The sequence below is a fragment of the Moraxella caprae DSM 19149 genome, assembly GCF_000426885.1.
Taxonomy (GTDB): domain Bacteria; phylum Pseudomonadota; class Gammaproteobacteria; order Pseudomonadales; family Moraxellaceae; genus Moraxella; species Moraxella caprae.
In genome coordinates this window covers 12,367-35,116 of the sequence record NZ_KE384584.1, presented here as the reverse complement: position 1 = coordinate 35,116, position 22,750 = coordinate 12,367, and the positions used below count along the sequence as shown (strand labels likewise).

22 protein-coding genes and 1 tRNA gene are annotated in these 22,750 nt (G+C 45.7%); 4 read left to right on the top strand and 19 right to left on the bottom strand.

Going from position 1 to position 22,750, the window contains the following annotated elements:
* Positions 1-40: 40 nt before the first annotated feature.
* The 12 genes from purU to K941_RS0113365 form a co-directional block, all read right to left on the bottom strand.
* Positions 41-898 carry a formyltetrahydrofolate deformylase gene (gene purU / locus K941_RS0113420; protein ID WP_029103980.1) on the bottom strand — a complete coding sequence of 286 codons (858 nt, stop codon included), beginning with the start codon at positions 896-898 and terminating at the stop codon, positions 41-43.
* 178 nt (positions 899-1,076) lie between these two features.
* Complete coding sequence (locus tag K941_RS0113415; RefSeq protein ID WP_029103979.1) at positions 1,077-1,871, bottom strand: ABC transporter ATP-binding protein; 795 nt, start codon at positions 1,869-1,871, stop codon at positions 1,077-1,079.
* The gene (locus tag K941_RS0113410; RefSeq protein WP_029103978.1) at positions 1,868-2,797 is read right to left on the bottom strand and encodes an ABC transporter permease; all 930 of its coding nucleotides are present in this window, start codon (positions 2,795-2,797) and stop codon (positions 1,868-1,870) included. The genes K941_RS0113415 and K941_RS0113410 overlap by 4 nt, the downstream gene beginning before the upstream one ends.
* A gap of 79 nt (positions 2,798-2,876) precedes the next feature.
* Positions 2,877-3,896 (bottom strand): ABC transporter substrate-binding protein, encoded by a 1,020-nt coding sequence (locus tag K941_RS0113405; RefSeq protein WP_084137782.1) that lies wholly within the window; start codon positions 3,894-3,896, stop codon positions 2,877-2,879.
* A 148-nt stretch (positions 3,897-4,044) separates the two neighbouring features.
* Positions 4,045-4,671, bottom strand: coding sequence for a hypothetical protein (locus K941_RS0113400; protein WP_029103976.1), 627 nt, complete (start codon positions 4,669-4,671; stop codon positions 4,045-4,047).
* A 22-nt stretch (positions 4,672-4,693) separates the two neighbouring features.
* Positions 4,694-5,242, bottom strand: a complete 549-nt coding sequence (locus tag K941_RS0113395) for a GTP-binding protein (protein WP_051226100.1) — start codon at positions 5,240-5,242, stop codon at positions 4,694-4,696.
* A gap of 31 nt (positions 5,243-5,273) precedes the next feature.
* Complete coding sequence (locus K941_RS0113390; protein WP_029103974.1) at positions 5,274-6,530, bottom strand: hypothetical protein; 1,257 nt, start codon at positions 6,528-6,530, stop codon at positions 5,274-5,276.
* Positions 6,531-6,625: 95 nt separating this feature from the next.
* Positions 6,626-7,225 (bottom strand): hypothetical protein, encoded by a 600-nt coding sequence (locus K941_RS0113385; protein WP_147287560.1) that lies wholly within the window; start codon positions 7,223-7,225, stop codon positions 6,626-6,628.
* A gap of 67 nt (positions 7,226-7,292) precedes the next feature.
* Positions 7,293-8,039, bottom strand: a complete 747-nt coding sequence (locus K941_RS0113380) for a phosphate/phosphite/phosphonate ABC transporter substrate-binding protein (RefSeq protein WP_029103972.1) — start codon at positions 8,037-8,039, stop codon at positions 7,293-7,295.
* The gene (locus tag K941_RS0113375; RefSeq protein ID WP_228130429.1) at positions 8,039-8,527 is read right to left on the bottom strand and encodes a PAS domain-containing protein; all 489 of its coding nucleotides are present in this window, start codon (positions 8,525-8,527) and stop codon (positions 8,039-8,041) included. Before K941_RS0113375 ends, K941_RS0113380 begins: the two co-directional genes overlap by 1 nt.
* Positions 8,528-8,573: 46 nt before the next feature.
* Positions 8,574-8,936, bottom strand: coding sequence for a roadblock/LC7 domain-containing protein (locus K941_RS0113370; protein ID WP_029103970.1), 363 nt, complete (start codon positions 8,934-8,936; stop codon positions 8,574-8,576).
* A 309-nt stretch (positions 8,937-9,245) separates the two neighbouring features.
* Positions 9,246-9,800, bottom strand: a complete 555-nt coding sequence (locus tag K941_RS0113365) for a carboxymuconolactone decarboxylase family protein (protein WP_029103969.1) — start codon at positions 9,798-9,800, stop codon at positions 9,246-9,248.
* 269 nt (positions 9,801-10,069) lie between these two features.
* Between K941_RS0113365 and clpB the strand changes: the two genes are divergently transcribed.
* Positions 10,070-12,643, top strand: a complete 2,574-nt coding sequence (gene clpB / locus K941_RS0113360; protein ID WP_029103968.1) for an ATP-dependent chaperone ClpB — start codon at positions 10,070-10,072, stop codon at positions 12,641-12,643.
* Positions 12,644-12,796: 153 nt separating this feature from the next.
* On the opposite strand, the gene K941_RS0113355 is transcribed toward clpB, so the two are convergent.
* Positions 12,797-12,873, bottom strand: a tRNA-Ile gene (locus K941_RS0113355).
* Positions 12,874-13,024: 151 nt separating this feature from the next.
* On the opposite strand from K941_RS0113355, the gene purM reads away from it, so the two are divergent.
* From purM to purN, 3 genes are all read left to right on the top strand, one after another.
* A complete protein-coding gene (gene purM, locus K941_RS0113350) occupies positions 13,025-14,068 on the top strand; it encodes a phosphoribosylformylglycinamidine cyclo-ligase (RefSeq protein WP_029103967.1) in 1,044 nt (347 codons plus the stop codon).
* A gap of 174 nt (positions 14,069-14,242) precedes the next feature.
* A complete protein-coding gene (locus tag K941_RS0113345) occupies positions 14,243-15,343 on the top strand; it encodes a tetratricopeptide repeat protein (protein ID WP_029103966.1) in 1,101 nt (366 codons plus the stop codon).
* On the top strand, positions 15,343-15,990 hold the full coding sequence (gene purN / locus K941_RS0113340; RefSeq protein ID WP_029103965.1) for a phosphoribosylglycinamide formyltransferase: 648 nt from the start codon (positions 15,343-15,345) through the stop codon (positions 15,988-15,990). The genes K941_RS0113345 and purN overlap by 1 nt, the downstream gene beginning before the upstream one ends.
* Before the next feature lie 73 nt (positions 15,991-16,063).
* On the opposite strand, the gene purB is transcribed toward purN, so the two are convergent.
* From purB to K941_RS0113305, 6 genes are all read right to left on the bottom strand, one after another.
* The gene (purB, locus tag K941_RS0113335; protein ID WP_029103964.1) at positions 16,064-17,461 is read right to left on the bottom strand and encodes an adenylosuccinate lyase; all 1,398 of its coding nucleotides are present in this window, start codon (positions 17,459-17,461) and stop codon (positions 16,064-16,066) included.
* Positions 17,462-17,547: 86 nt separating this feature from the next.
* Positions 17,548-18,678 (bottom strand): L,D-transpeptidase family protein, encoded by a 1,131-nt coding sequence (locus K941_RS16125; protein WP_051226099.1) that lies wholly within the window; start codon positions 18,676-18,678, stop codon positions 17,548-17,550.
* A gap of 109 nt (positions 18,679-18,787) precedes the next feature.
* Positions 18,788-19,792: a hypothetical protein gene (locus tag K941_RS16120; RefSeq protein WP_051226098.1), complete on the bottom strand. Its 1,005-nt coding sequence runs from the start codon at positions 19,790-19,792 to the stop codon at positions 18,788-18,790.
* 448 nt (positions 19,793-20,240) lie between these two features.
* Positions 20,241-20,948: a Smr/MutS family protein gene (locus tag K941_RS0113315; protein WP_036388565.1), complete on the bottom strand. Its 708-nt coding sequence runs from the start codon at positions 20,946-20,948 to the stop codon at positions 20,241-20,243.
* A gap of 195 nt (positions 20,949-21,143) precedes the next feature.
* Positions 21,144-21,776 (bottom strand): DedA family protein, encoded by a 633-nt coding sequence (locus K941_RS0113310; protein ID WP_029103962.1) that lies wholly within the window; start codon positions 21,774-21,776, stop codon positions 21,144-21,146.
* Between the two features lie 246 nt (positions 21,777-22,022).
* Complete coding sequence (locus K941_RS0113305) at positions 22,023-22,736, bottom strand: CPBP family intramembrane glutamic endopeptidase (RefSeq protein WP_036388562.1); 714 nt, start codon at positions 22,734-22,736, stop codon at positions 22,023-22,025.
* Between the last annotated feature and the right edge of the window lie 14 nt (positions 22,737-22,750).

The following is a 22,750-nucleotide window of genomic DNA, read 5'->3' as shown; positions in this document are numbered from 1 at the left end:
AAATGGTTCGGTTTTTTGTTAAAACAAAAATCAATCAAAATCAGTCAAAGACCACAGTTTTATTACCATCTAAGATAATACGGTCTTCTAAATACCACCTGACCGCACGAGATAGCACTTCACGTTCAATGTCTCGCCCAAGCTCTCGCAGTTCTGCCACATCAAAGGCATGACTGACACGCTCCACGTCTTGCTCGATGATAGGGCCTTCATCAAGCTCGCTTGTCACATAGTGAGCGGTTGCCCCGATGAGTTTGACCCCTTTATCAAAGGCTTGTTTGTAGGGATTGGCTCCCACAAAGGCAGGCAAAAATGAGTGATGAATGTTAATGACTTTGCTCTCCCACTTATCAACAAAACTTGGCGTAAGAATCTGCATATAACGAGCCAGTACCAGTAAATCATTGCCCTGCATGACTTCATCGATTTTATCGCAGACTTCGTCTTTGTTGTCTTTACCGACGGGAATATGCACAAAAGGAATGCCAAAGCTCTCAACATCAGCACGCAAATCTTCGTGGTTGGAGACGACTTTGGTAATCTGACAAGGCAATGCTCCACGACTATAACGCCACAGTAATTCTAACAAGGCATGGTCTTCTTTGGACACCAAAATCCCCATTTTTTTGACATCAAAACTACAAGACAATCGCCAGCTCATTTGGTATTTGTCAGCGACATTTTTGGCAAAGGTATCAAGCAGAGTTTGTTTTTTGTCTGCCAAATATTCTACATGAAATTCTACTCGCATGAAGTATTTACCGCCATAGGCTTCGGTCGTGTGTTGGTCAAGCGAGATGATGTTTGCCCCGTGATGATATAAAAAGCCTGATACCGCTTGGACAATGCCTGCTTGGTCGGCACAAGTTACCAAAAGTCGTGCAATGTTTTGATTCATGGTCTTACTCTGTTTTCATTAAAAAAGTGTTAATTTTACCACCATCTGAGTCCGATGGGGGAATTTTTTGATAAAAGATGTTGTTTTGGCTTTTAAAATGGGTGTGTTGATTTTTCTAAAAATAAAAAAGGATTTAAAAGCCGTTTAACCTTTAAATCCTTTGTTATAACAAAAAACCTTAGCCTAATATCAAACTGCCATCCGCCACTTTCTCGCCACGAGTTTTTTCAAACATATCTAGCAGGTCTTGAACATTCATACCACGGCGTTCATCGCCTGAGACGTCAAGCACCACTTGCCCTTGATGAAGCATGACGGTGCGTGTGCCGTGGGCTAATGCCTGAGCCATCGAATGCGTGACCATGAGCGTGGTTAGCCGACCTTCATTCACGATTTTGTCGGTGAGTTCTAGGACAAAACTGGCGGTTTTGGGGTCAAGGGCGGCGGTGTGTTCGTCTAGGAGTAGGATTTTTGATGGTTGTAGGCTTGCCATTAAAAGACTGACCGCTTGGCGTTGTCCGCCTGAGAGCAGTCCCATGCGGTCGGTTAGGCGGTTTTCTAGCCCTAGGTTCAAGATGGCAAGTTTGTCACGAAACAGCTCACGATTTTTGCTGTTTAGGGCAGGGAGTAAGCCACGCACACCCCCACGTTTAAAGGCGAGAGCCATGTTCTCTTCGATGGTTAGGGCTTCACAAGTGCCTGCCATCGGGTCTTGGAACACACGGGCGACCCAGTGACTGCGTTTGTGCGTGGGCTTTTTGGTAACGTCCGTGCCATTTATCACAATCGAGCCAGTATCGGGGCGTAAGGCGCCACTTACTGTGTTTAGAAAAGTGGATTTGCCTGCCCCGTTAGTGCCGATGACAGTCACAAACTCGCCATCGTTGATGTGTAAAGACAGCCCACGCAAGGCAGGGTTTTCGATGGGTGTGCCAGCGTTAAAGGTTAGGCGTAAGTCGGTTGCTATCATCATGAGACACCCCCTGTTTTGGCAGATTTTTTGCCCATGCCAAACGCACTTAGGGCTTTTGAGCGAAATTTGGGTAAAATCAGAGCAATCGCCACAAGCAGGGCGGTTACTAGGTTCAAGTCCTGCGGTCCAAATCCGATACTGCGTAAGGTTTGGCTAGATAGGGCGATTTGGATAAACAGCTTGTACAGCACGGCACCGATGACCACCGAGAGCGTGATAAGAAAGATTTTTTTGGCACTTAGCACGGTCTCGCCGATGATGACCGCCGCCAGACCGACCACGATGGTGCCGATTCCCACCGAGATGTCCGCCCCGCCTTGGGTCTGTACAAATAACGCCCCTGATAGAGCAATCAAGCCGTTGCTAATCGCCATGCCAAGCATGATGGTAAAGGAGGTGTTAATGCCTTGGGCTTGTGCCATTTTTAGGTTGGAGCCTGTGGCACGCATGGCAAGCCCTGTCTCGGTGCTAAAAAACCAGTCAAGTAGGAATTTGACCACAACCACAACCGCCCCTGCGACCAGTACACGCACCCACATGCCATTATCGCCACTGATAAATGGGGTAAAAACGGTCGGTTCGCCAAGTAGCGATAAGTTGGGAGCATTCATGATACGTAGGTTTACCGAATACAGAGCGGTCATGACCAAAATACCTGCCAGTAGGTGTAATATGCCAATCTTGACGTTAAGCCATGCGGTAACAATCCCTGCCATCATGCCTGCCATCATGCCAAAAAGACAAGCCACCCAAGGGTTAAATCCCGCGATGATGGATACTGCCGCCACCGCACCGCCCAAGGGAAAGCTACCATCGGCGGTCAAATCAGGAAAATCCAAAATGCGAAACGATATGAGCACCCCAAGTGCCATGATGGCATATATCAGTCCGCTCTCTAACGCCCCTAAAAAGGCAATCAATGACATATCTGCTCCAATCAAAACAAAACACACGCCCACGATTTGGCGTGCATTTTGTATTTATAAAATAATTATCTAAAAGGCATTATTCTACCACTGTTTTGGCTTTATCCAAAATGGATTGTGGCACGCTCAAACCCTGCTCGCTGGCATTTTTCTTGCTGACCATCAAGTCAAGCTCGCTGGCACTGTATACAGCGATGTCGCCTGCTTTTTCGCCTTTTAGGATGCGGGCGGTGATTTTACCTGTTTCTAGCCCTAGCCCATGATAATTCACGCCAAGAGCCACGCTCGCTCCACGCTCGACCACGCTAGGGTCAGATGAGACAAGGGGGATTTTGCCTTCTTTGGCGACTTTGGCAAGGGCTTCATAGGCGTTGATGACGTTGTTGTCGGTTGATGTATAAATCACGTCCACTTTGCCAACCAGACTTTGGGCGCTCATGGCGATGTCTGAGGATTTTTGGGCGGGGGCTTCAACGATGGTAAGGCCTTGGGGTTCGGCGATGGCTTTTAGGCTGCGCAAAGTCACGGTGGAGTTCACCTCGCCAGGGCTGTACACGAACCCGATGTTTTTGACGCTGGGAATCAGCTCTTTGATAAGGTCAATCTGCGGTCCAAGCGGTAGTACGTCCGATGTCCCTGTTGCGTTGGTGCCAGAGCCATCTAGTTTGGGTACCAGTTTGGCTTCCACAGGTTCGGTCACGGCAGAGAATATCACGGGAATGCTTGTCGTGGCATTCACGACCGCTTGGGCGGATGGGGTGGCGATGGCGATGATGGCGTCAGGGTTGTCCGCCACGAACTGTTTGGCGATTTGTCCTGCGGTGGCAGGGTTGCCTTGGGCGGATTGGAAATTGACCGTTAGGTTCTCGCCTTCTTTAAAGCCTTCGCTGGCTAGGGCTTCAAGCGTGCCTTGACGAACGGCGTCCAGTGCAGGGTGTTCGACGATGGCAGTAATGGCAATCGATTTGTTCTCGGCAGTGGTGGGGGCTTGGGCGGTCTCGCTTTGACTGGCAGGTTTATCACCGTCACAGGCAAACAGTAGCGAGCAAAGCATGCTCATGCCGATGAGTTTGGGAAATTTGGCACTGATGGTCGCCATGACGAACTCCTTGTGTAACAATATGATGACTTTTATTATAGAGTAGTTACAGAGCGATGACAATAGTTTTTGGAATGAAAATATAAAAATTTTTAAAAAATAGTTGGTAAAATAAAAGTGGGTTTATCATCACAAACCCACTTCGGTGTTAATTAACCTTATCATCACCCTTACTAAACCGTAACCCTGATGTCTTAATTGCCCAAACCAGCTCAACCAAAGCTCGGTTGTTGGTCAAAGGCTCGCCATCTAGGATAAGTACATAGCCTGTACCATCAATCCATAAAAACATAAAACTGGTGGTTGGCATCAGCAGGGCGACATCATCAAAGAGCGACACGGCTTGTTCGGCGATGGCAAGTCCACGCTCACGTTGCCGTACAAAAAAGTCAAAAAAGTCCGCCCCTGCCACTGCCAGTCTGTCGGCTTCATCAGTGGTATAGCCAATGCGAGCTAGGCAAAAGCCTTCGTTAGAGCCGATGGCGGCTTTGCGTGTGCCTGATAGACTTGCCACGACATAAGGCAAAAATTTATCCAGTGGCATATTAGGGGCGGGCAAATCTTGCGATAGGCGTTGTACCCAGCCTTTTTCATTAAACTCGTCAAGCCATTCGTGCGAGTATTTGTCCAACCACTCTTCGGTGGGGATGGAGTGGCTTTGTGAGACGAGTGCTTGCAGGGCTTGCTGTTTTTCGTTGGGACTGGCATCAGCAAAGGCATGCATGACACCAGATGGCGTAAGAGCGAGATAAGGATTTTGACGTTCGTTTGGCATGACGGGTTACCGAATATAAAAATTAAGATGAAATCATGTAGATGAGTGAACGCACCATGCGACGCATCTCTTCACGGTCACGAGCATCGACCACCATCACGTTAGCGGCGACACCACGCTCGATCAGTCGCTCTGAGAGTGCGTCATGCAAATCCCAAGGCATGTTCTCAGCATGGGTCACACCGACCACCAAGGCACTGCCTTTGATAAGCGGTGAGAAAGCATCCAGATAATAATCTAGATCGCTCACAGGGTCTTTCTCTTCGGCGTTTAGCAATAGGATAAGCCCCAAGGCGTTCTCGCTTAGAATCTCCCACATAAAATCAAAGCGTCTCTGACCGGGGGTGCCGTACAGTCGCACCTGCTCGCCACTGTCTAGTATCATGACCCCATAGTCCATGGCAACCGTGGTGGTTTTTTTCATGAGTTTGACATCATCGGACGCCACTTCATCGGTAGTTACCACACCTTTGTCGGACAGCACTTGAATGGCAGCTGTCTTGCCTGCCCCCACAGGACCTGCGATGATGAGTTTGTAAGTTTGTTCACGGGCTTCGTCAATAATGCTCATTATACTCTCCGTCTCATGATTGGTGTTGTGACTAAAATGACAGTTTGCTAAGCAGTCGTTTAAAAAATCCGGTTTTAGCAGCTTGGGTAACACCTTTGTTGGGGGTAAGCTCAGGCACAGGTTCAGGCTCGCTAACGAGCTTTATCTCTTCTTCACTTAGGATTTTATCTAAGGGGTTTTCAGTATAGAACGAGCGTTTTAGCACATCAATGTCTGCTGACCCTGACAGAATGGATAGCAAGAATATGCGATGCAGAATGGATGGGTTTTTTTGGGTTAACTCACCAAACACCATGTCTAGTTGGTCAAGGTTTTTGGGAACGACCAAACATGATGACACGACCGCATGCACGTACTCAGGGATGTCTTTCATGCCTGAGAAGTTGGGCATGTAGCGGATTTTTAGTTTTAGGGTATTTCTGGGCACGTTGATGCGAGTAGGCAAGATGACCGAATAGATTTGCCATAAAAAGCTGTTTAATGAATAACGGCGATAACCTTGGCTTTTGACATTTTGTAGCACTCTGTCAAACTCGCTGTCGCTTAGGGCGGTATTGGTAATGTTGGTTTTTAAAACTTGACAGTTGCCTGCTACCGAAAAATAGTCAAGCAGGCGTTCAAGGCTTTGTACCAAGGCGATGGATTTTTTGGGATAGACATAGACCGTTTGGTTGCCGACCGCCACTTTAAAGGGATGCTCTTGGGAGAAAATTTCAATGAGTTCACACATGACATTATTGGGGCAAACACCACTAAAATAGGTGCTAATCACGCTTTGGACGAACTCGCCTTGAGTGGCGCTGTCGTTGTCGTCTAGATGTCCCACGGCTTTGGTGCGGATTAAGGCACGGTTTTTGGCGGCATCGACGGGGTTTTCTTGTAGGCGAGTAGCGGTACTGACAAGCTGGGAGAGTGCCGCTTCCATGTCTTGTTTGGTATAAGGCGTGCTTAAAAAGAAACTGGTGGCATGGGGCAGAAAGTCAGCATTTTGCCACTGTCTGATATTGCTGCGTGTCAATAATAAAGATGCCCGAAAATCCAAAAAATCCACCAAGTTTTTGATGTGTTGGTCGTTAAAAAGTGACATGCCCACACCATCAAGATTGACGATGGCAGCAAAGGCATCATCAGCACTTCTACCAAGCGTGGGCAGGGTTAGGCGTAAATCATCACTAAAACAGCGTTCTAATACCAAATACTCCACATCGGGATAGTTGCGTTGTAATAACAAGGTCAATGCCCCAGCACTCGGGCCTGAAAAACCTGCCAATAATATTTTTAATGCCATATTGTCTCCAACAACCAGACCCTAGCGGTCATAGGTAAAAACAAAAATAAAACAATAGTCTAAAAATGAAAATTTAAAAAATCTTAAAATAAAAATCACTGCGTTAGTCGTTCAAGCTCGGTACGGCAAGCGACCCACCGCATGTCAAAATCCCAGTCATGTTTGCCAAGCTTGAACCATGCTTTCATAAACGCCACTAGGTCATGACAGGCAAGACAGTGGTCAAAAAACTCATCTTCTAAGCGAGTGACTTCATCAAAATTTTGGGCTTTGTGAGCGGTTAAAATAGACTCTAACAGACTTTGGGCAAGATGAGTGGCATCATCACTGCTGGCACGCAGTTTATGGCTAGGCACATCAAGGGTGGGTGTGGTAATCACACTCCAACGTGTCGCTAAGAGATTATTTTTTTGTAGATAATATTGCCGTGACATGCAGTCATTGATGATTTGCCATGCTTGGGTGCTAAGGCGAGATTCAAACTCTTGGATGAATTCGGGGCGAATCATAGGGATATCATACCAACAGCCAAAAAAATAGTCTGATAACGCCCCTTGCAAGGGTTCGCTTTCGTCTAATTTTTTGGCAATATTAATCCGCTCTTTGTGATATTCTGCCACCGAAGGACTGCTTAGTACCGCCCGAGAATAATGACGAAAGCGGTGATAAGCATCGGCATGTTTGGTTCTGTTCATAAGCTTATCTGTGATGGTAAATAAAAACAAATGGGCTTGGCATAACCAAACCCACCTGCAACCTTACTTAGTCAAGCAAAGTTTCCATAAGGTCAATCATGAACTCGGCATCTTCTTCATCCATGGGTTCAAAACCATCAGGCATGCCAAGCTCGCTTAGCACCGCTTGACCATCGGCATCGTCTTTTAGTGACAAAATCACTTTGGCGACATCGTCCGCCTCGGCAAAGCCATCTTTAACCAAAATAACATGCGAGATGGTGGCGATGTTGCTCTCGATGAGTACATTAAGTTGTGATTTGGTCAGCTTGGATAGAGAGTGATAAATCTCAGCGATAAAAAATGCTGCATCTACCTCGCCTTTGACCACTTGTTTGGCGGCGGCTTGATAAGTCTCAGTGATGACAAATTCAACATCATCTTCGGTCAAATCCACCGCTTCAAGCAGACGCAGACCGATAAGTTTGACATCACGGTTGTCTGCCATGGCGATTTTGGCACCTGCTTTTAAATCATCCAAGGTCTTGATATTGCCACCTGCTGATGAGATGATTGCCATTTCGTCAGACTTACCAACAGGGCGAGCAACAGCACGGTAGCCATCTTCACGAATGAGTTTGGCAGCATCAAAAGGGTTAGCGTAGATGATTTTAACATCGTCTTTTGCTACACTATTTTCTTGCTCAGCGTGTGAAGCGGGCGTGATAAGGTGCAACGCTTGACCCGAACGTTTTTGTAGCAAGGTGTTAAACATGTGCCAACCAGCAAAACGCTCTGGCGAGAAATCGGGGGCAATCAGAAAATTATGAGCCATTATTCTGCTCCTTTCATGGTAAAGTATTGGGCAGTTGCCGCTTCAATCTTGCTACGGCTAGGCTTACGGCGTACAGACGTATAACCAACGGTCTTGCCACGACGCACGTTTGGCACAACAGTGGCATACACCCAGTAGTGCGAGCCGTCTTTGCATAGGTTTTTGACATAGCCGTGCCATTTGTTGCCCGCTTTGACGGTCGCCCATAGGTCGGCATAGGCGGCTTTTGGCATGTCGGGGTGGCGTAGGATGTGCTGGGGCTTGCCGATAAGCTCGTCTTCGGTATAGCCACTAATCTCAACAAAGGCATCGTTTACGTGAGTAAGTATGCCGTCTAAGTCGGTGCGAGAGACGATGAGTCTGCCGTCAGGAAAGGGACGTTCTACGCCAGTGTCATAAACGGTGCGTGTTGTGCCATCAAAGAAAGTTAGGGTATGTTCGGTGGCATCGCCAGCAGGTTTTGCCATGTCTTCTAATTGAATACTCAAAACAAGTCTCCTTAATTTAACTTGTTAATAAAATAAGGCAAAGGATTTAGATGAGTTTTGCCAAGGCTTCTGAGGCACGTTTGATGTCTAGGAAAATCAAGCCTAGTTTGGCATTTGGTTTGGCAAGAATGGTCAATACCGCTTCTCCGCCTGCTGAGGTCATGATGACATAGCCTTTCTCGCCTTGTACGAGTAGGCGGTCGATTTTACCACGAGCCAACTCAGTACCTGCACGGTCGCCTAGTGACAGTAGGGCGGCACTCATCGCACCCACACGGTCTTCGTCAATGCCAGAGGGTAGGGCGGAGGCAATCATCAAGCCGTCTGTTGAGATAAGGGCAGAGGCTTCGACATCCGCAGATGAGCTGTTTAGGTCGTCTAGAATTTGTTGGAACATGTCTGTACGCATGGTGTATTCCTTGAAATGAGTGGTTGTGAATGAATTAATGTCAAGGTATTAGCCGTTGTCCAAAAGATTGACATCAATCAATATTATTATACACTCGCCATTCATAAATACAAGCATAAAAACGGTTGTTACTAAAAGATTTGTTTTAACAAAAAACTTGTCGATAAATGGCGGACAAAAATAAAACCCTTATTATTATAAGGGTTTTATGGGTGTTTGACAATGATTATTTATCTATTTTGTGATAATATTTATATTTTAAATATATGTTTAACAAAGATTTTAATCATTGTTTAAAATGGTCAAGCATTAACGGTTTGGGCCAAAGGCAGTCAGCTCTGGGTTGATGTCGGTCTTGGCAACGGTGTTGGCGTAGTTGCACAGGGTAGACAGTGCCACGCCCATGATGACGTCTAGCACGTTTTGATCATTGTAGCCGGCTGATTTAAACGCTTCTAGCTCTTCGTCAGAGACTTGACCACGCTTGTCGATGAGTGCCATGGTGAACTGGGCTAGGGCTTGGTATTTGGCGTTTTCGTCAATGCCCGTGCGAGTACGCAGGGCTTCTACGACCGCGGGCGACATTTTTAGGCGAACTTCGGCAATCTTGGTGTGTCCTGCCACACAAAAATCACAGCCGTTATGAGCAGCAGCGGTGATTTGAATGACTTCAATCTCTTCGGCAGTCAGCGAGTTTTTGCTGTTTAGTTTACTCACTTCTTGATACATTTCAAGGGCTTGGGGTGAGTTGGCAAGCACACCAATAAGATTTGGAATAAAGCCGTTAGCTTTTTGTACCGCTTCAACACGCTCTTTGGCTTTTTCGGGGGCGGTATCAACGGTATGTAGGGCTAGACGAGGCATGTAGTTCTCCTAATTCATTGCTTCTTAACTTTGGCAGAAGCAATTCATGTTTTGAGTTGAGTTAAAATAATAAAACCTATATGGGAACGGGTGTAAAAATTACAAGGGATTTTTAAAAATTTATAAATTTATATAAAAATCAATAGTTTATAAAAATTTTATGGTTTAGCCGATTTTTTGTTATTGAAAATTTTGCATTTGTCAAGCATATATTTGACAAGTGGGAAAAACTTTTCCCAAATGTAAAAATAAACGACAAAAGGTAAAACATGAACTTTGATAAACTCACCCAAAAAGTGCAAAAAACTCTGCAATCCGCCCAATCCCTAGCGGTGGGGCGTGATAATACAGCGATTTTTGCCATGCACGTCTTGTCCGTCATGCTCCAAGATGAGAGTAATGTCGCCATGCTAAGCCAAGCAGGGGCGGACATCAACAGGCTAAACCATGACACCGCCAAAAAACTAGACGATTTGGCGACCTTATCCACGCCCACAGGTCAAGCCAGTCTCGCCCCTGATTTGACACAGGTGCTAAACCTTGCTGATAAATTTGCCACCAAGGCAGGCGACAGCTTTGTGCCAAGCGAATGGGTGCTGTTCGCCCTAAGTCAGACAGGCGACACCAAAAAGGTGCTGACAGATGCGAGCGTGGATACCCAAAAATTACAAGCTATCATTAACCATATCCGTGGGGGAGATACCGTGAACACTCAAAATGCCGAAGACACCAGACACGCCTTGGAAAAATACACCGTCAATCTCACCGACCGAGCCCGTGACGGCAAACTTGACCCTGTCATCGGGCGAGACGATGAGATTCGCCGTACCGTGCAAGTTTTGTCAAGACGCACCAAAAACAACCCTGTGCTAATAGGCGAACCGGGGGTGGGTAAAACCGCCATTGTGGAGGGCTTGGCAAGCCGTATCGTCAATGGCGAAGTACCTGAAAGCCTAAAAAATAAAGAAGTGCTATCGCTTGACATGGGTTCGCTCATCGCAGGGGCGAAATATCATGGCGAGTTTGAAGAACGTCTAAAAGGCGTGCTAAATGACCTTGCCAAACAAGATGGCAACATTATCCTATTTATTGACGAGCTACACACCATGGTGGGGGCAGGCAAGACTAGTGGGGCAATGGATGCAGGCAATATGCTAAAACCTGCCCTAGCCCGTGGCGAGTTACGCTGTGTGGGGGCGACAACCCTTGATGAATACCGCCAATACATTGAAAAAGACCCTGCTTTGGAGAGACGTTTTCAAAAGGTGCTGGTGGATGAGCCGAGCGTAGAGGACACCATTGCCATTTTGCGTGGGCTAAAAGAGCGGTATGAGCTACATCACGGGGTCAAAATCCTTGACAGTGCCATTATCGCCGCCGCCAAAATGTCGCACCGCTACATCACTGACCGTAAGCTCCCTGATAAGGCGATTGATTTGATTGATGAAGCAGCGTCTCGCATAAAAATGGAGCTTGACAGCAAGCCTGAAAGCCTTGACAAACTTGACAGACGTATCATTCAATTAAAAATGCAGTTAGAAACTGTCAAAAAAGAAGATGATGCAGGAAGCCTTGCACAGGTTCAGCAGTTGCAAACCCAAATTGACGAATTAACCAAAGAATACAATGACTTAGAAGAGATTTGGAAAGCCGAAAAAGCCCTGGTAGAAGGCACCAAGCACGCCCAAATTGAGCTTGATAAGGCACGCATTGCCCTAGAAAAAGCCCAACGTGAGAGCAACTGGGAGCAGGCAGGTCGTTTGCAATATGAGATTATTCCTAATTTGCAAAAACAGCTTGCCGATGAACAGCATGATGACACAGGCACGCCAAAGCTCCTTAGAAATAAGGTAACGGACAATGAGATTGCCGAAGTGGTGTCGGCTGCCACAGGCATTCCTGTCGCCAAGATGATGCAAGGCGAGCGTGATAAAATGCTTGGCATGGAGGCGATTTTGCATGAGCGTGTGGTCGGTCAAGACGAAGCGGTCAAATCGGTTGCCAATGCCGTCCGCCGTAGCCGTGCAGGGCTGTCCGACCCCAACCGCCCTAGTGGTTCGTTCCTATTCTTAGGGCCGACAGGCGTGGGTAAAACTGAGCTTACCAAATCGCTTGCCAATTTCTTGTTTGATGACGAGACGGCCATGGTGCGAATTGACATGAGCGAGTTTATGGAAAAGCACAGCGTAAGCCGTCTGGTGGGAGCTCCTCCCGGCTATGTTGGCTATGAAGAAGGGGGTGTTTTGACCGAAGCGGTTCGCCGTAAGCCGTATAGCGTGGTGCTGTTTGACGAAGTGGAAAAGGCTCACCCGGATGTCTTTAATATCCTGCTACAAGTCTTAGATGACGGGCGTTTGACCGACTCTCAGGGGCGTGTGGTGGACTTTAAAAACACCGTGATTATCATGACATCAAACCTTGGCAGTCATAAAATCTTTGACATGGCAGGGGACGAGTACGAAGAGATAAAATCGGCGGTCATGGAGTCGGTGAACGCTCATTTTCGCCCCGAGTTTATCAACCGTATTGATGAGATTGTGGTCTTTCATCCGCTTGGGCAATCGCAAATGGCAGGCATTGCCAGCATTCAGCTTGACCGCCTAAGAGCCAGACTAAAAGAGCGTGAGCTTGGCCTTGTCTTATCAGACGAAGCGATGAATGAGCTGGTGTCGGTGGGGTACGACCCTGTGTTTGGGGCAAGACCGCTCAAACGTGCCATACAGCAAGAGATTGAAAATCCCCTTGCCCAAAAACTCCTAGCAGGCGAGTTTGTCGCAGGCGATACCATTTCGGTAGGGGTAGAAAACGGGGTATTGACGTTTGATAAACTAAGATTTAGTTAATTTATCAAGTAGTTAAACCAATCTAATGAACAATGCCCCAAAAGTCAAATACTAACTTTTGGGGTGTTTGTTTTTAAATATTAATTGGTTATTTTTAAACACAAAAAATCAAGGTTCTAATCTCTTAAAACCTTGATTTTACTTATTTTAATATGGTAGGCCCAGCAGGACTTGAACCTGCGACCAAAGGATTATGAGTCCTCTGCTCTAACCAACTGAGCTATAGGCCCGAAAAAACAGAGATAATTATACTTGATAAAGTGCGTTTAGTAAAGTGCTTTTTTGCATTTTTATAAAAATCACAAATATCGCCCGAAAAGTTATCAGCCGCTCTGATTTTTGTTATAATAGGACAATTTATTTAACCCAATAGGAACTCTCATGACTTCTCATTCTCTTAGCTACAAAGATGCAGGCGTTGATATTGACGCAGGCGAAGCCCTTGTTCAGCGTATCAAATCTGTCGCCCGTGCCACGACCCGCCCCGAAGTGGTGGGCGGACTTGGTGGGTTTGGGGCGTTGTGCCGCATCCCACAAGGTTACAAATCACCCCTTTTGGTCTCTGGCACGGACGGTGTTGGTACCAAATTAAAGCTCGCCCTAGACCTAAACCGCCACGAAACCATCGGTCAAGACTTGGTGGCAATGTGCGTAAATGACCTTTTGGTGTGCGGTGCTGAGCCACTCTTTTTCCTAGATTACTACGCCACAGGCAAACTTGATGTGGACGTTGCCGAGACGGTCATCAAGGGGATTGGGGACGGCTGTCAGCTGTCAAACTGTGCCTTAATCGGTGGCGAAACTGCCGAAATGCCTGGTATGTATCAAGACGAAGATTATGACCTGGCAGGCTTTTGTGTGGGCGTGGTAGAAGAATCTGAGGTCATCACAGGGGCAAACGTCCAAAAAGGTGATGTGCTGATTGCCTTGGCAAGCTCTGGCGTGCATTCCAACGGCTACTCGCTTGTGCGAAAAGTGATTGACGTGTCGGGCGTGGACGTCAATGCTCATACGCTAGGCAATGGCGAGAGCTTAGCGGACGCACTCATGAAGCCCACTCGCATTTATGTCAAATCGGTAAACGCCCTACAAAAACAGCTTGGTAATGAGAACATTCACGCCATGGCACATATTACAGGTGGCGGTCTGACCGAAAACTTGCCCCGAGTGTTGCCCGAGAGTCTATCTGCCGAGATTGACCTTGCCACTTGGGAATTTCCTGCCGTCTTTGACTGGCTACAACAGGTAGGTAACATCGCCCAAAGTGAGATGGTGCGTACCTTTAACTGTGGCGTGGGCTTTGTGATTGTCGTCCCTGCCGAAAAGTGCGATGAAGCCATTGATATTTTAAGCGAGCAGGGCGAAATCGCTTGGCGATTGGGGCGAATTGGCAAACGAGACGATACAGCGGTGGTGTATTTATAATTTAAGTGGTAAATTGGGCTTGATACAAAAGTTAAGCCCAATTTATAAAAGATTTCTAAGAGTAAGTGTAATGACAATTAATGATTTTAAATGTGACTTTAGTGATTTTAATCCTAAAATTTTTGTTAATCAAAAAGCAAACTATGCAATCTTAACTAATTAAAGAAATACATTATGAATAATCTTGAATTTGAACAGCGTTTAAATGACGCATTTGAAAATAATTTGCCGATTGCCGACAAAGTAAATCAATTAAGATTGGATTTAGATGACACCAAATCTAATCAAGAATTAATGGAAGGTTTTTGGGACAACTCATTATTTTCCGATATTGAACAAGCCAATTCCTATGATAATTTTTATCAGCTTTGTCAATTACATTTTAAAGTTGCTGACAGTGCTGAATTTGATAATGTGGCAACTACGCCGATTAAAAATACTGATTTATGGTCAGATAGTGTGATTTGGCTTGCGGTATATTTAGATTTTATTATGCATCTTGATAGAAACCATGATAAAAAGTTTGGGGCATTTATCAATAGCTCAATATTATGGCGTTTAAAATGGGTTTTAAACCATATTGTAGAAAATCCGTATAAAGACTTCTCAGAAATTTATAGTTGTAGTTCAATGTTGCATTATTATTATGATTTATATGGTCTTGGTGAACGCTCTATCCATAAAATAAGAGTGATGCAAGGCATTAAAATGGCAAATAAAGAAATCATAGAAGAAAATCTACAAAAATGGCTTGAAGCACCAACCAATGATTTTGATGACTGTTTGGCTTGCCAGTATGACGACATTATCCGAGCTTATTGTTTTTTAAAACAATATGATAAAGCCTTGGAGTGGGTAAAAGAGATTTTGGACGGCTCAGTTACTTGCGGTGAAGTGCCACATGTCACTAACAGCCTAATTGCTGAAGCCTATTTTTACACCAATCAAACTGACAAAGCAGTAACAATTTTAGAAACAGGATATCCGCTCATTCAAAATAAATTGGCATTTTTGCGTCCAATCAGTGAATTTATACGCCTATATCGTGAAATGAATATGACAGATAAGGCGGTTGCTATTTTTGAAGAAAATAAATATTTGTTAGAAAACTGTGAATCACCTTACGAAAAAATGTTATTTTTAATTGAAGCTGTCAAATTACCGATTGGTAACAAAAAAGCATATGCTTTAGAAGCAATGTCTTTAGCCACACGATTTGACATACGAAATGGCAATGCCTATTATCTTTCACAATTACCAAAAGTTATAACTTAATGACTAAAAGCCCTTTAAGAATCGCCGTGCTTGTTTCTGGTAGCGGTAGCAACCTACAAGTATTAATTGACAAACAATTAAACAACAGCTTAAATATAGAAATCGTAGGCGTGATTTCCAATAAAGAAACCGCCTACGCCCTAACCCGTGCCAAAAACGCCAATATCGCTACCTTTGTCATTGATAAAAACGAACAAGGCAAAACCTATAAACGAGCCGAATTTGAACGGCTTGCCCTTCATGTATTAAAGCCGTTGGAAGTGGATTTGGTGGTGCTGGCAGGCTTTATGAAAATCCTAACGCCACTATTTATCAATGGGGTTAAAGACGAGCTAAACGCTCCCATGGTAAACCTGCACCCGTCCTTACTCCCTGCCTATAAAGGGCTGGACACGCACGAGCGAGTATTAAAGTCAGGCGAGCGGTATCACGGCTGCAGCGTGCATTTGGTCACATCAGAGCTTGATGCAGGGCAACTGCTTAGCCAAGCGGTGCTAGATGTCCGCCCCGATGACACGCCTGCCACGCTACAAAACAGGGTTCATGCCCTAGAACATATGCTCCTACCACGCACGATAGATTTTATCGCCCATGGCGTGATAGATGTGGAGAATGTGGGCGATGTATATCGGTTCTGGGGAAATTAGACCAATGAAAATGGACTGATGAATTAAAAGGCGATCATGTTTTTGACCGCCTTTTTAATGCAAATTATTTTAGTTATTTCAAATAATCCTTCAATGCCTTCGCCTGTTTATCAGCATTACCGATATAGGTGGCAGGGGTCAGCTCGGCTAGGCGTGTACGCTCATCGGCAGGAACGGCAGACAGCTCATCGCCATTGACAAAACCTACCATCATCTCACGGGTCATCGCTTGCCCACGAGTGAGAGCCTTTAATTTTTCGTAAGGTTTTTCTACGTTGTAGCGTCTCATCACGGTTTGGATAGGCTCGGCAAGTACTTCTTGGGCGTTATCCAAATCTTCGGCTAGGCGGTCAGTGTTGATTTCTAATTTACCAATGCCTTTTAGGCACGCTTCAAAGGCGATGAGACTTTGGGCAAAACCCACACCCATGTTTCTTAAAACCGTTGAGTCGGTCAAATCACGTTGCCAACGGCTAATCGGCAATTTTTCGCCAAGATGAGCCAATACCGCATTTGCCAAGCCAAGGTTGCCTTCGGAATTTTCAAAATCAATGGGGTTTACCTTGTGGGGCATGGTGGAGCTACCCACTTCGCCGTCTTTTAGTTTTTGCTTAAAGTAGCCAAGCGAGATATAGCCCCATACATCACGGTTAAAATCAATCAAAATCGTATTAAAACGGCGTAATGCGTCAAACAGCTCCGCCATATAATCGTGTGGTTCAATCTGCGTGGTATAAGGGTTAAAGGTCAAATCTAGACTCTCAATAAAACCTTGGGAATGCTTTGCCCAGTCAATGTTTGGATAAGCGGACAGGTGGGCGTTGTAGTTACCGACCGCTCCGTTGATTTTGCCAAGAAGTTCTACATTTTTGAACTGCTTTAATTGGCGGTACAGACGGTAGGCGACATTTGCCATTTCCTTGCCAAGCGTGGTGGGGCTTGCCGTTTGTCCGTGCGTGCGAGAGAGCATGGGTGTGTCGGCATAATTGTCAGCAAGTTTGGCAATCTCATCAATAATCGCTTGCATAGACTGGGCTAGCACATCACGACCTGATTTTAACATCAGAGCGTGCGATAGGTTGTTAATATCCTCGGACGTGCAGGCAAAATGGATAAACTCGCCAGCGTGGGCTAGCTCGTCAATATCGGCGATTTGCTCTTTTAAAAAATACTCTACCGCTTTGACATCGTGATTGGTGGTGCGTTCTATCTCTTTGATTTGTAAGGCGTTTTGTTCGCTAAAATTGGTAACAATGGCATTTAGCTTGTCGTTGGTGGATTGGCTAAATGGTGTGATTTCGCCAATCTCTGGGTGGTTTGCCAAGGCTTGTAACCAACGAATCTCAACGGTTACACGGGCGTGAATGAGTCCGAACTCGGACAAATAAGGACGCAGGGCATCACATTTGGACGCATAGCGACCGTCAAGGGGTGATAGGGCACTCAAGGCAGAAAAAGACAGCTCGGACATGGGGTTTTCCTTTACGATAAACGGGTTTAAATGGGATTTGGATTTGACAACAAAAGCCCACAAATCACTTGTGGGCTAATACGGGATTACTTAATCTCAACAGTCACGCCTTCTTGGACGTTGGCATACAGCTCTAACACGTCCCAGTTGGACAGACCGATAGAGCCAATCGGGGCAGGCTGCCCGATAATCTCAGGGTTGCTCACGCCATGAATGCCATAACCTGCCTTGTCTAGGCTCATCCATACCACGCCAACGGGGCTGTTAGCACCGGGGGGTAGGATAAAGGTTTGTTTGCTGTCGCCTTTGGTGACGGTGGCACGATAGTGGGGCATTTTAACTTTGCTGTTTAGGCTATAAACGCCTTTTTCGGCAGGTTTTTTGCTGTTGCCGATGGTGGCAGGGTAGCTTGCCATGAGCGTGTCGCCTTGGTAGGCGGTGACGGTGTTGGTTGCGGTGTTGGCGATGATTTTGTCAAAACCGCCTTCAAAGGCATCTTTGGTATTGACCACAGTAATGCTCTCGCCTGCCACGAATTTTTTGTTGGGGTTGATTTTGGTGAGATAGTCGATACGCATGTGAAAGCGTTCGGCAAGTTTTTCTTGAATGCTCTCATAGCCTAGGTCGCTAAGTTTTGAGCGGGCTTCGACACTGCTTGGTAATTTGCCAAACTTGGTGATGTCATCTTGGGTGATGGTGTAGCTGACCAGTACGTCATCCGCCCCCACGCTTAGAGCGTCCCATGTTTCTTGGTTCATCTTGCCAGTGGCGGGCAGGTTTTTCATGCGTTGGAAGTTGGCAAGGGCGTTTTTGCTATTATTGCCCCAACCGCCGTCAATCGCCCCGACAGATGCATGGTGTTGGTCTAGCAGTGCCTGAATTTTGACCGTCATGGCACTATTGACTTTCATGTTGGGCGACCATATGGACTCGTTTACGGTCTTGGCGTATTCGGACAAATCCACTTTGGTGTAGCGTTTGCCTGACTTTTCAAGGCTTTTGATGGTGGCGGTGTCGCTACTGGTTTTTTTGGTGTCAATCTGACTGGCGGTGTCGCTGTCATCGGTGGTCAGCAACGTAGGGTCAAAGGTGTTTTTTGTTCCCGATTGGGTGGTTTTAACATCAAGTTGGGCAAAGGCAGTCGTGCCACAGATGGCAAGCATGGACAGTGTTAATGTGGTGAGTTTTTTAGAACAGGACTTTTTAAAATAAAACATGGCAAATCTCATTTTGTAAACAAAAAACACCGCTTATTATGCGTGAAAATGGCACAAATGACAAGGGCGTACAAGTAGGATTGTTGTAAATTTTGTATCGCCAATCCGCCTAAAACACCATTTCTAAGCGATTAAACACCCCCAAATGATGGTCTCGGTCTTGGTTCTTGTCATTATAATAACTGATGTCCGTCTGCACAAACAGCCATTTTCGCCATACAGGTTGGCGATAGCTGACATAAGGACCATAAATGTCGAGTTCAAACTTCTTGTCTGCGACATCGCCCCCTGTATAAATGCCATAGCTAAACGCCCGTGTGCCGTGCTTGCCGTCTAGGTAGTGCTGTTGGTACAAGCTGTTACTCCATGCGGTCTCCTCGGTGTCTTTGTGGGCATAGGATAGGTGCGTGCGATTGACGAGCGTGCGGTGCTTGGACTGGGGCTGGCTAAATTCAAGCGTGGATAGGGCATAATGCTCGCTCTTGGTGCCGTAGCGATACATCTGTTCAAAGCGGGCGTTAATGCGGTGGTCAAGCTCCCATTTTTTCTCACCTCGCAGTTTAAGATATAAATCACTAGACCGCAGACCGATGTCAGCATCCGTCTCTATGCCGATGTCGTCTTGGAATTTTGACCAGCGCAGAGCGAGCGATGTGTTGTCTTTATGACTTTGACGGCGGTCAAAGGTGCTGTCGCCATAAGTTACGACACGTCCATCATTATAGATACCGCCCCCTTGTTCTAAGTCCAAATCGTCATCACCAATCATCACGCTTAAGCGATTTTCAAGTGTTGGCAATTTGATACGCCCACGGATACGGGGCTTGACGGTCGTGCCATCATATTCATTATGATGCGTGTCAAGCATTAGGCGGATGGACGCACGAGCAGGTTCATTAGGGTCGGTCTCACCAAACCAGCTGTCCATGTGTCGTGCGGTGCGATTGAGCCAGCCTTTGGTGTCGTCTCGGGTGTCATCAAGCCATGTGTTGTTCTCAGGTTCTGGGTTAGGGCTGTCCGTGTCTGATGTCATGGTGTCATTAGAATGAGCAAAGGCAGGCAGGGCAAGACAGGTCAGCAAGCACAAAGCGGAGCGAGAGATGATGGGTAACATAAAAACACCAAGCTGTCAAAATTTATCCAAATCATATCATATTATTACTGGGACGTGTTAAACATTGATAACATTTTAATCAATTTTTGCATGAAAAATGGCTATCCGACCACTTAATTTAAAAAGTTACACCCAACCAACTTGATATTTACCACGGGTTTGTAGGGGTGTGCTGAGCACACCCTTTGATGATATTACTATACAAGGCGTGATCAGCACGCCCCTACGTCCACACATCATTGTATTTGTAGCAATTTTAAAGTTTCTTGGGTGTAAGTTAAAATTCTTAAAATTTATACAATTAAGTGGTCGGATTGTTTTTCATAATAAACACTTGCTTGATAGAAAACTCACAACCTTTGTTTTTCCCTTGAAAAACGTGCGATTTCCCTGCTTTTTCCAATAGGCATTTTCATTGTAAATACCAAAGGCAGGCACGCCCTAAAATTTAACCGAGTTTCTTTTTCTTAATCAGCACCAGCACCGCTCCATTACCGCCATCACCCGCAGGGGCAGAGACAAACGCCATGACATCGCTGATTTGGCGTAACCAACCATTGACACAGGTTTTGATGATGGCATCTGTACCTTTGCCGTGGACGATTTTGACCACGGTTTCGCCATGTTTGACCGCATTGGTGATGATGGTTTGGACGGCATCTCGGGCTTCATCAATGCTTGAGCCGTGCAAATCTACCGCATCATACCAACGCAGTTTGCCTTGCCTTAGCTGTTCAAAGACTTTGTTTTGCAAAGTGGGGTGTTTGTAGCTTAAAAATGCTTCACCTGCCACGGGGTTTAGCAGGGCTTGCATGTCGGATAAACTGGCTTGGGTTGGCTCATCAGTCCCTTCGGCATTGGCACGGCGAAATAGGGCGGTGGGGTCTTTAGGGTCGGTTTTTTGGGCGTGATTGACCGACTTTTCATGTTTTAGGGGGCGGACACCGCTCATCGCTTGCATGAACAGGACTTTGTCGTCATCGATGAGTTCACTGCCAAAGCGTTTGACTTGCTGGGCGACTTCTTTTTTGCCCATGACATTGGCACTGGTAGGTTTGCCGTTACTGTCGGTCTCGGGTTTGGTGGATGATTTACCGCCCATTTCTTTGAGCTGGGTTTGGGCGTCTTTGGAGAGTAAGTCTTTAAATGTAGTCATGATGATACTTGTCGTTACATAGATAAGTGATTAAAAATAGATACAGTCAACAAAATTGAATTTTACTACGGAAACCGTTCGCCCTGAGCCTGCCTGAGGGTCGGTTTCCGTCATAGTTCGATAAGCTCACCACGAACAGAAACCGTGGTACTTTTTCATTTTGTAGAGCGTAAGTGATTAAAAATAGATAAGTGATTAAGCCATGGGTTTGATTTTTTGCTTGATAAAACTAATGACAATCGGCAACACACTAAATCCGATAATGCCAAAAATCACATAAGTAAAGTTATCCTTGATGACGGGCTGATTGCCAAAAAAATAGCCGAGTAGCACAAAGGATGTAATCCACAAAAACCCGCCAATGACGTTATAACTGATAAACCGCTTATAATTCATGCTCCCTGCTCCTGCCACAAAGGGGGCAAAGGTGCGAGCAAAAGGCAAAAAGCGGGCGAAAATCACAGTTTTGCCACCGTGTTTTTCAAAAAATGCTTGGGTTTTGAACAGGTAGTCTTTGTTAATAAAGCGGTAATTTTTTTCAAAAACTTTTGGACCGATGTATTTGCCAATGTGATAATTGAGCGTATCGCCAAGTACCGCCGCCACAAACAGCAGAGCGATAAGCAAGGCAGGATTTAGCTCGCCTGTAAATGCCGCCAATGCCCCCACCGCAAACAGCAAACTATCCCCTGGTAAAAACGGCATAACCACCAAGCCTGTCTCGACAAAGATAATCAAGAACAAAATGCCATAAATCCACAAGCCATAATCCGCCAAAAATACAGCTAAATGCTCATCAATATGTAAAATAAAATCAAAAAGTTGCAGAATAATGTCCATGGCGGTCAAGTTGTGATAAATGGGTTCAGATTATAACAGAAAATGACGGATTTTAAGTGATTTTATATGGGGTATGCCCAACCTTTATAACACTATTTATAAAATAGAAATATTTTAGAAATAAATGAATCGTTTTTGCATGAACTGTTTGTCAAAAGCTGGGGCTAAATCTTGATTTTAATTGTAAATACAAAAGTTGGGTACGCCCTATGTTTATCTTGCTCTTTTTTACCATCACACTTCGCTTGGCAAAAAGAATGATAAAATCCCCGCTCCAAATACATCAAACACCGCATGAGCCAGCATGAACGGCACCAGATTTTGTACCTTACGGCGGACAAGAATGAACATTAGTCCTGTCATCGTGATGGCGATGGCAGATGGTATGCCTTGATAGACATGAAAAATAAAGCGGACAAATAGGCTGGTGGCTATCGCAAGCGTGCGATGCTCAGGTTTGACAGCGAAGGCAAGTCCCATAAAAAGCAGCTCTTCAAAAAAACCGTTTAGTAGTGAAAACAGCACCAGACTAAGCGTAAGCTGACCAAAAATACCAGAGATGGACAGATGAGCGGTGCTGATGTCGGCAAAGGGGTGGTAGCCTGTCAAGAGATAATGCCAGCCGTACAGCACGGCATCGGTAGTCATCGCCCCAATGATGATGAGCAGTAGGGTCAAAGGCAGGGTGTATCTATCCCAGGAAAAAGCCAATAATGAAAAATCAAAGCGTCGCCACGCTAGATATGCCCCTGCAATCGCCAGCAGGATAAGCTCGGTGGCGATGCTCAGATAATTGGCGGTGTCATCAAAGGTGGTGGCGGTGATTGTTTGTTCAGGTGTGGCATACAGATAGCCTGTGATGGCAACATAGCTAAAATAACCAAAAAAGATGACAGATAGGATAATAAAGTCGGTGTAGGTTAGGGTGGTTTTGTTGGATTTGTTCATGGAAATTAAAAAAT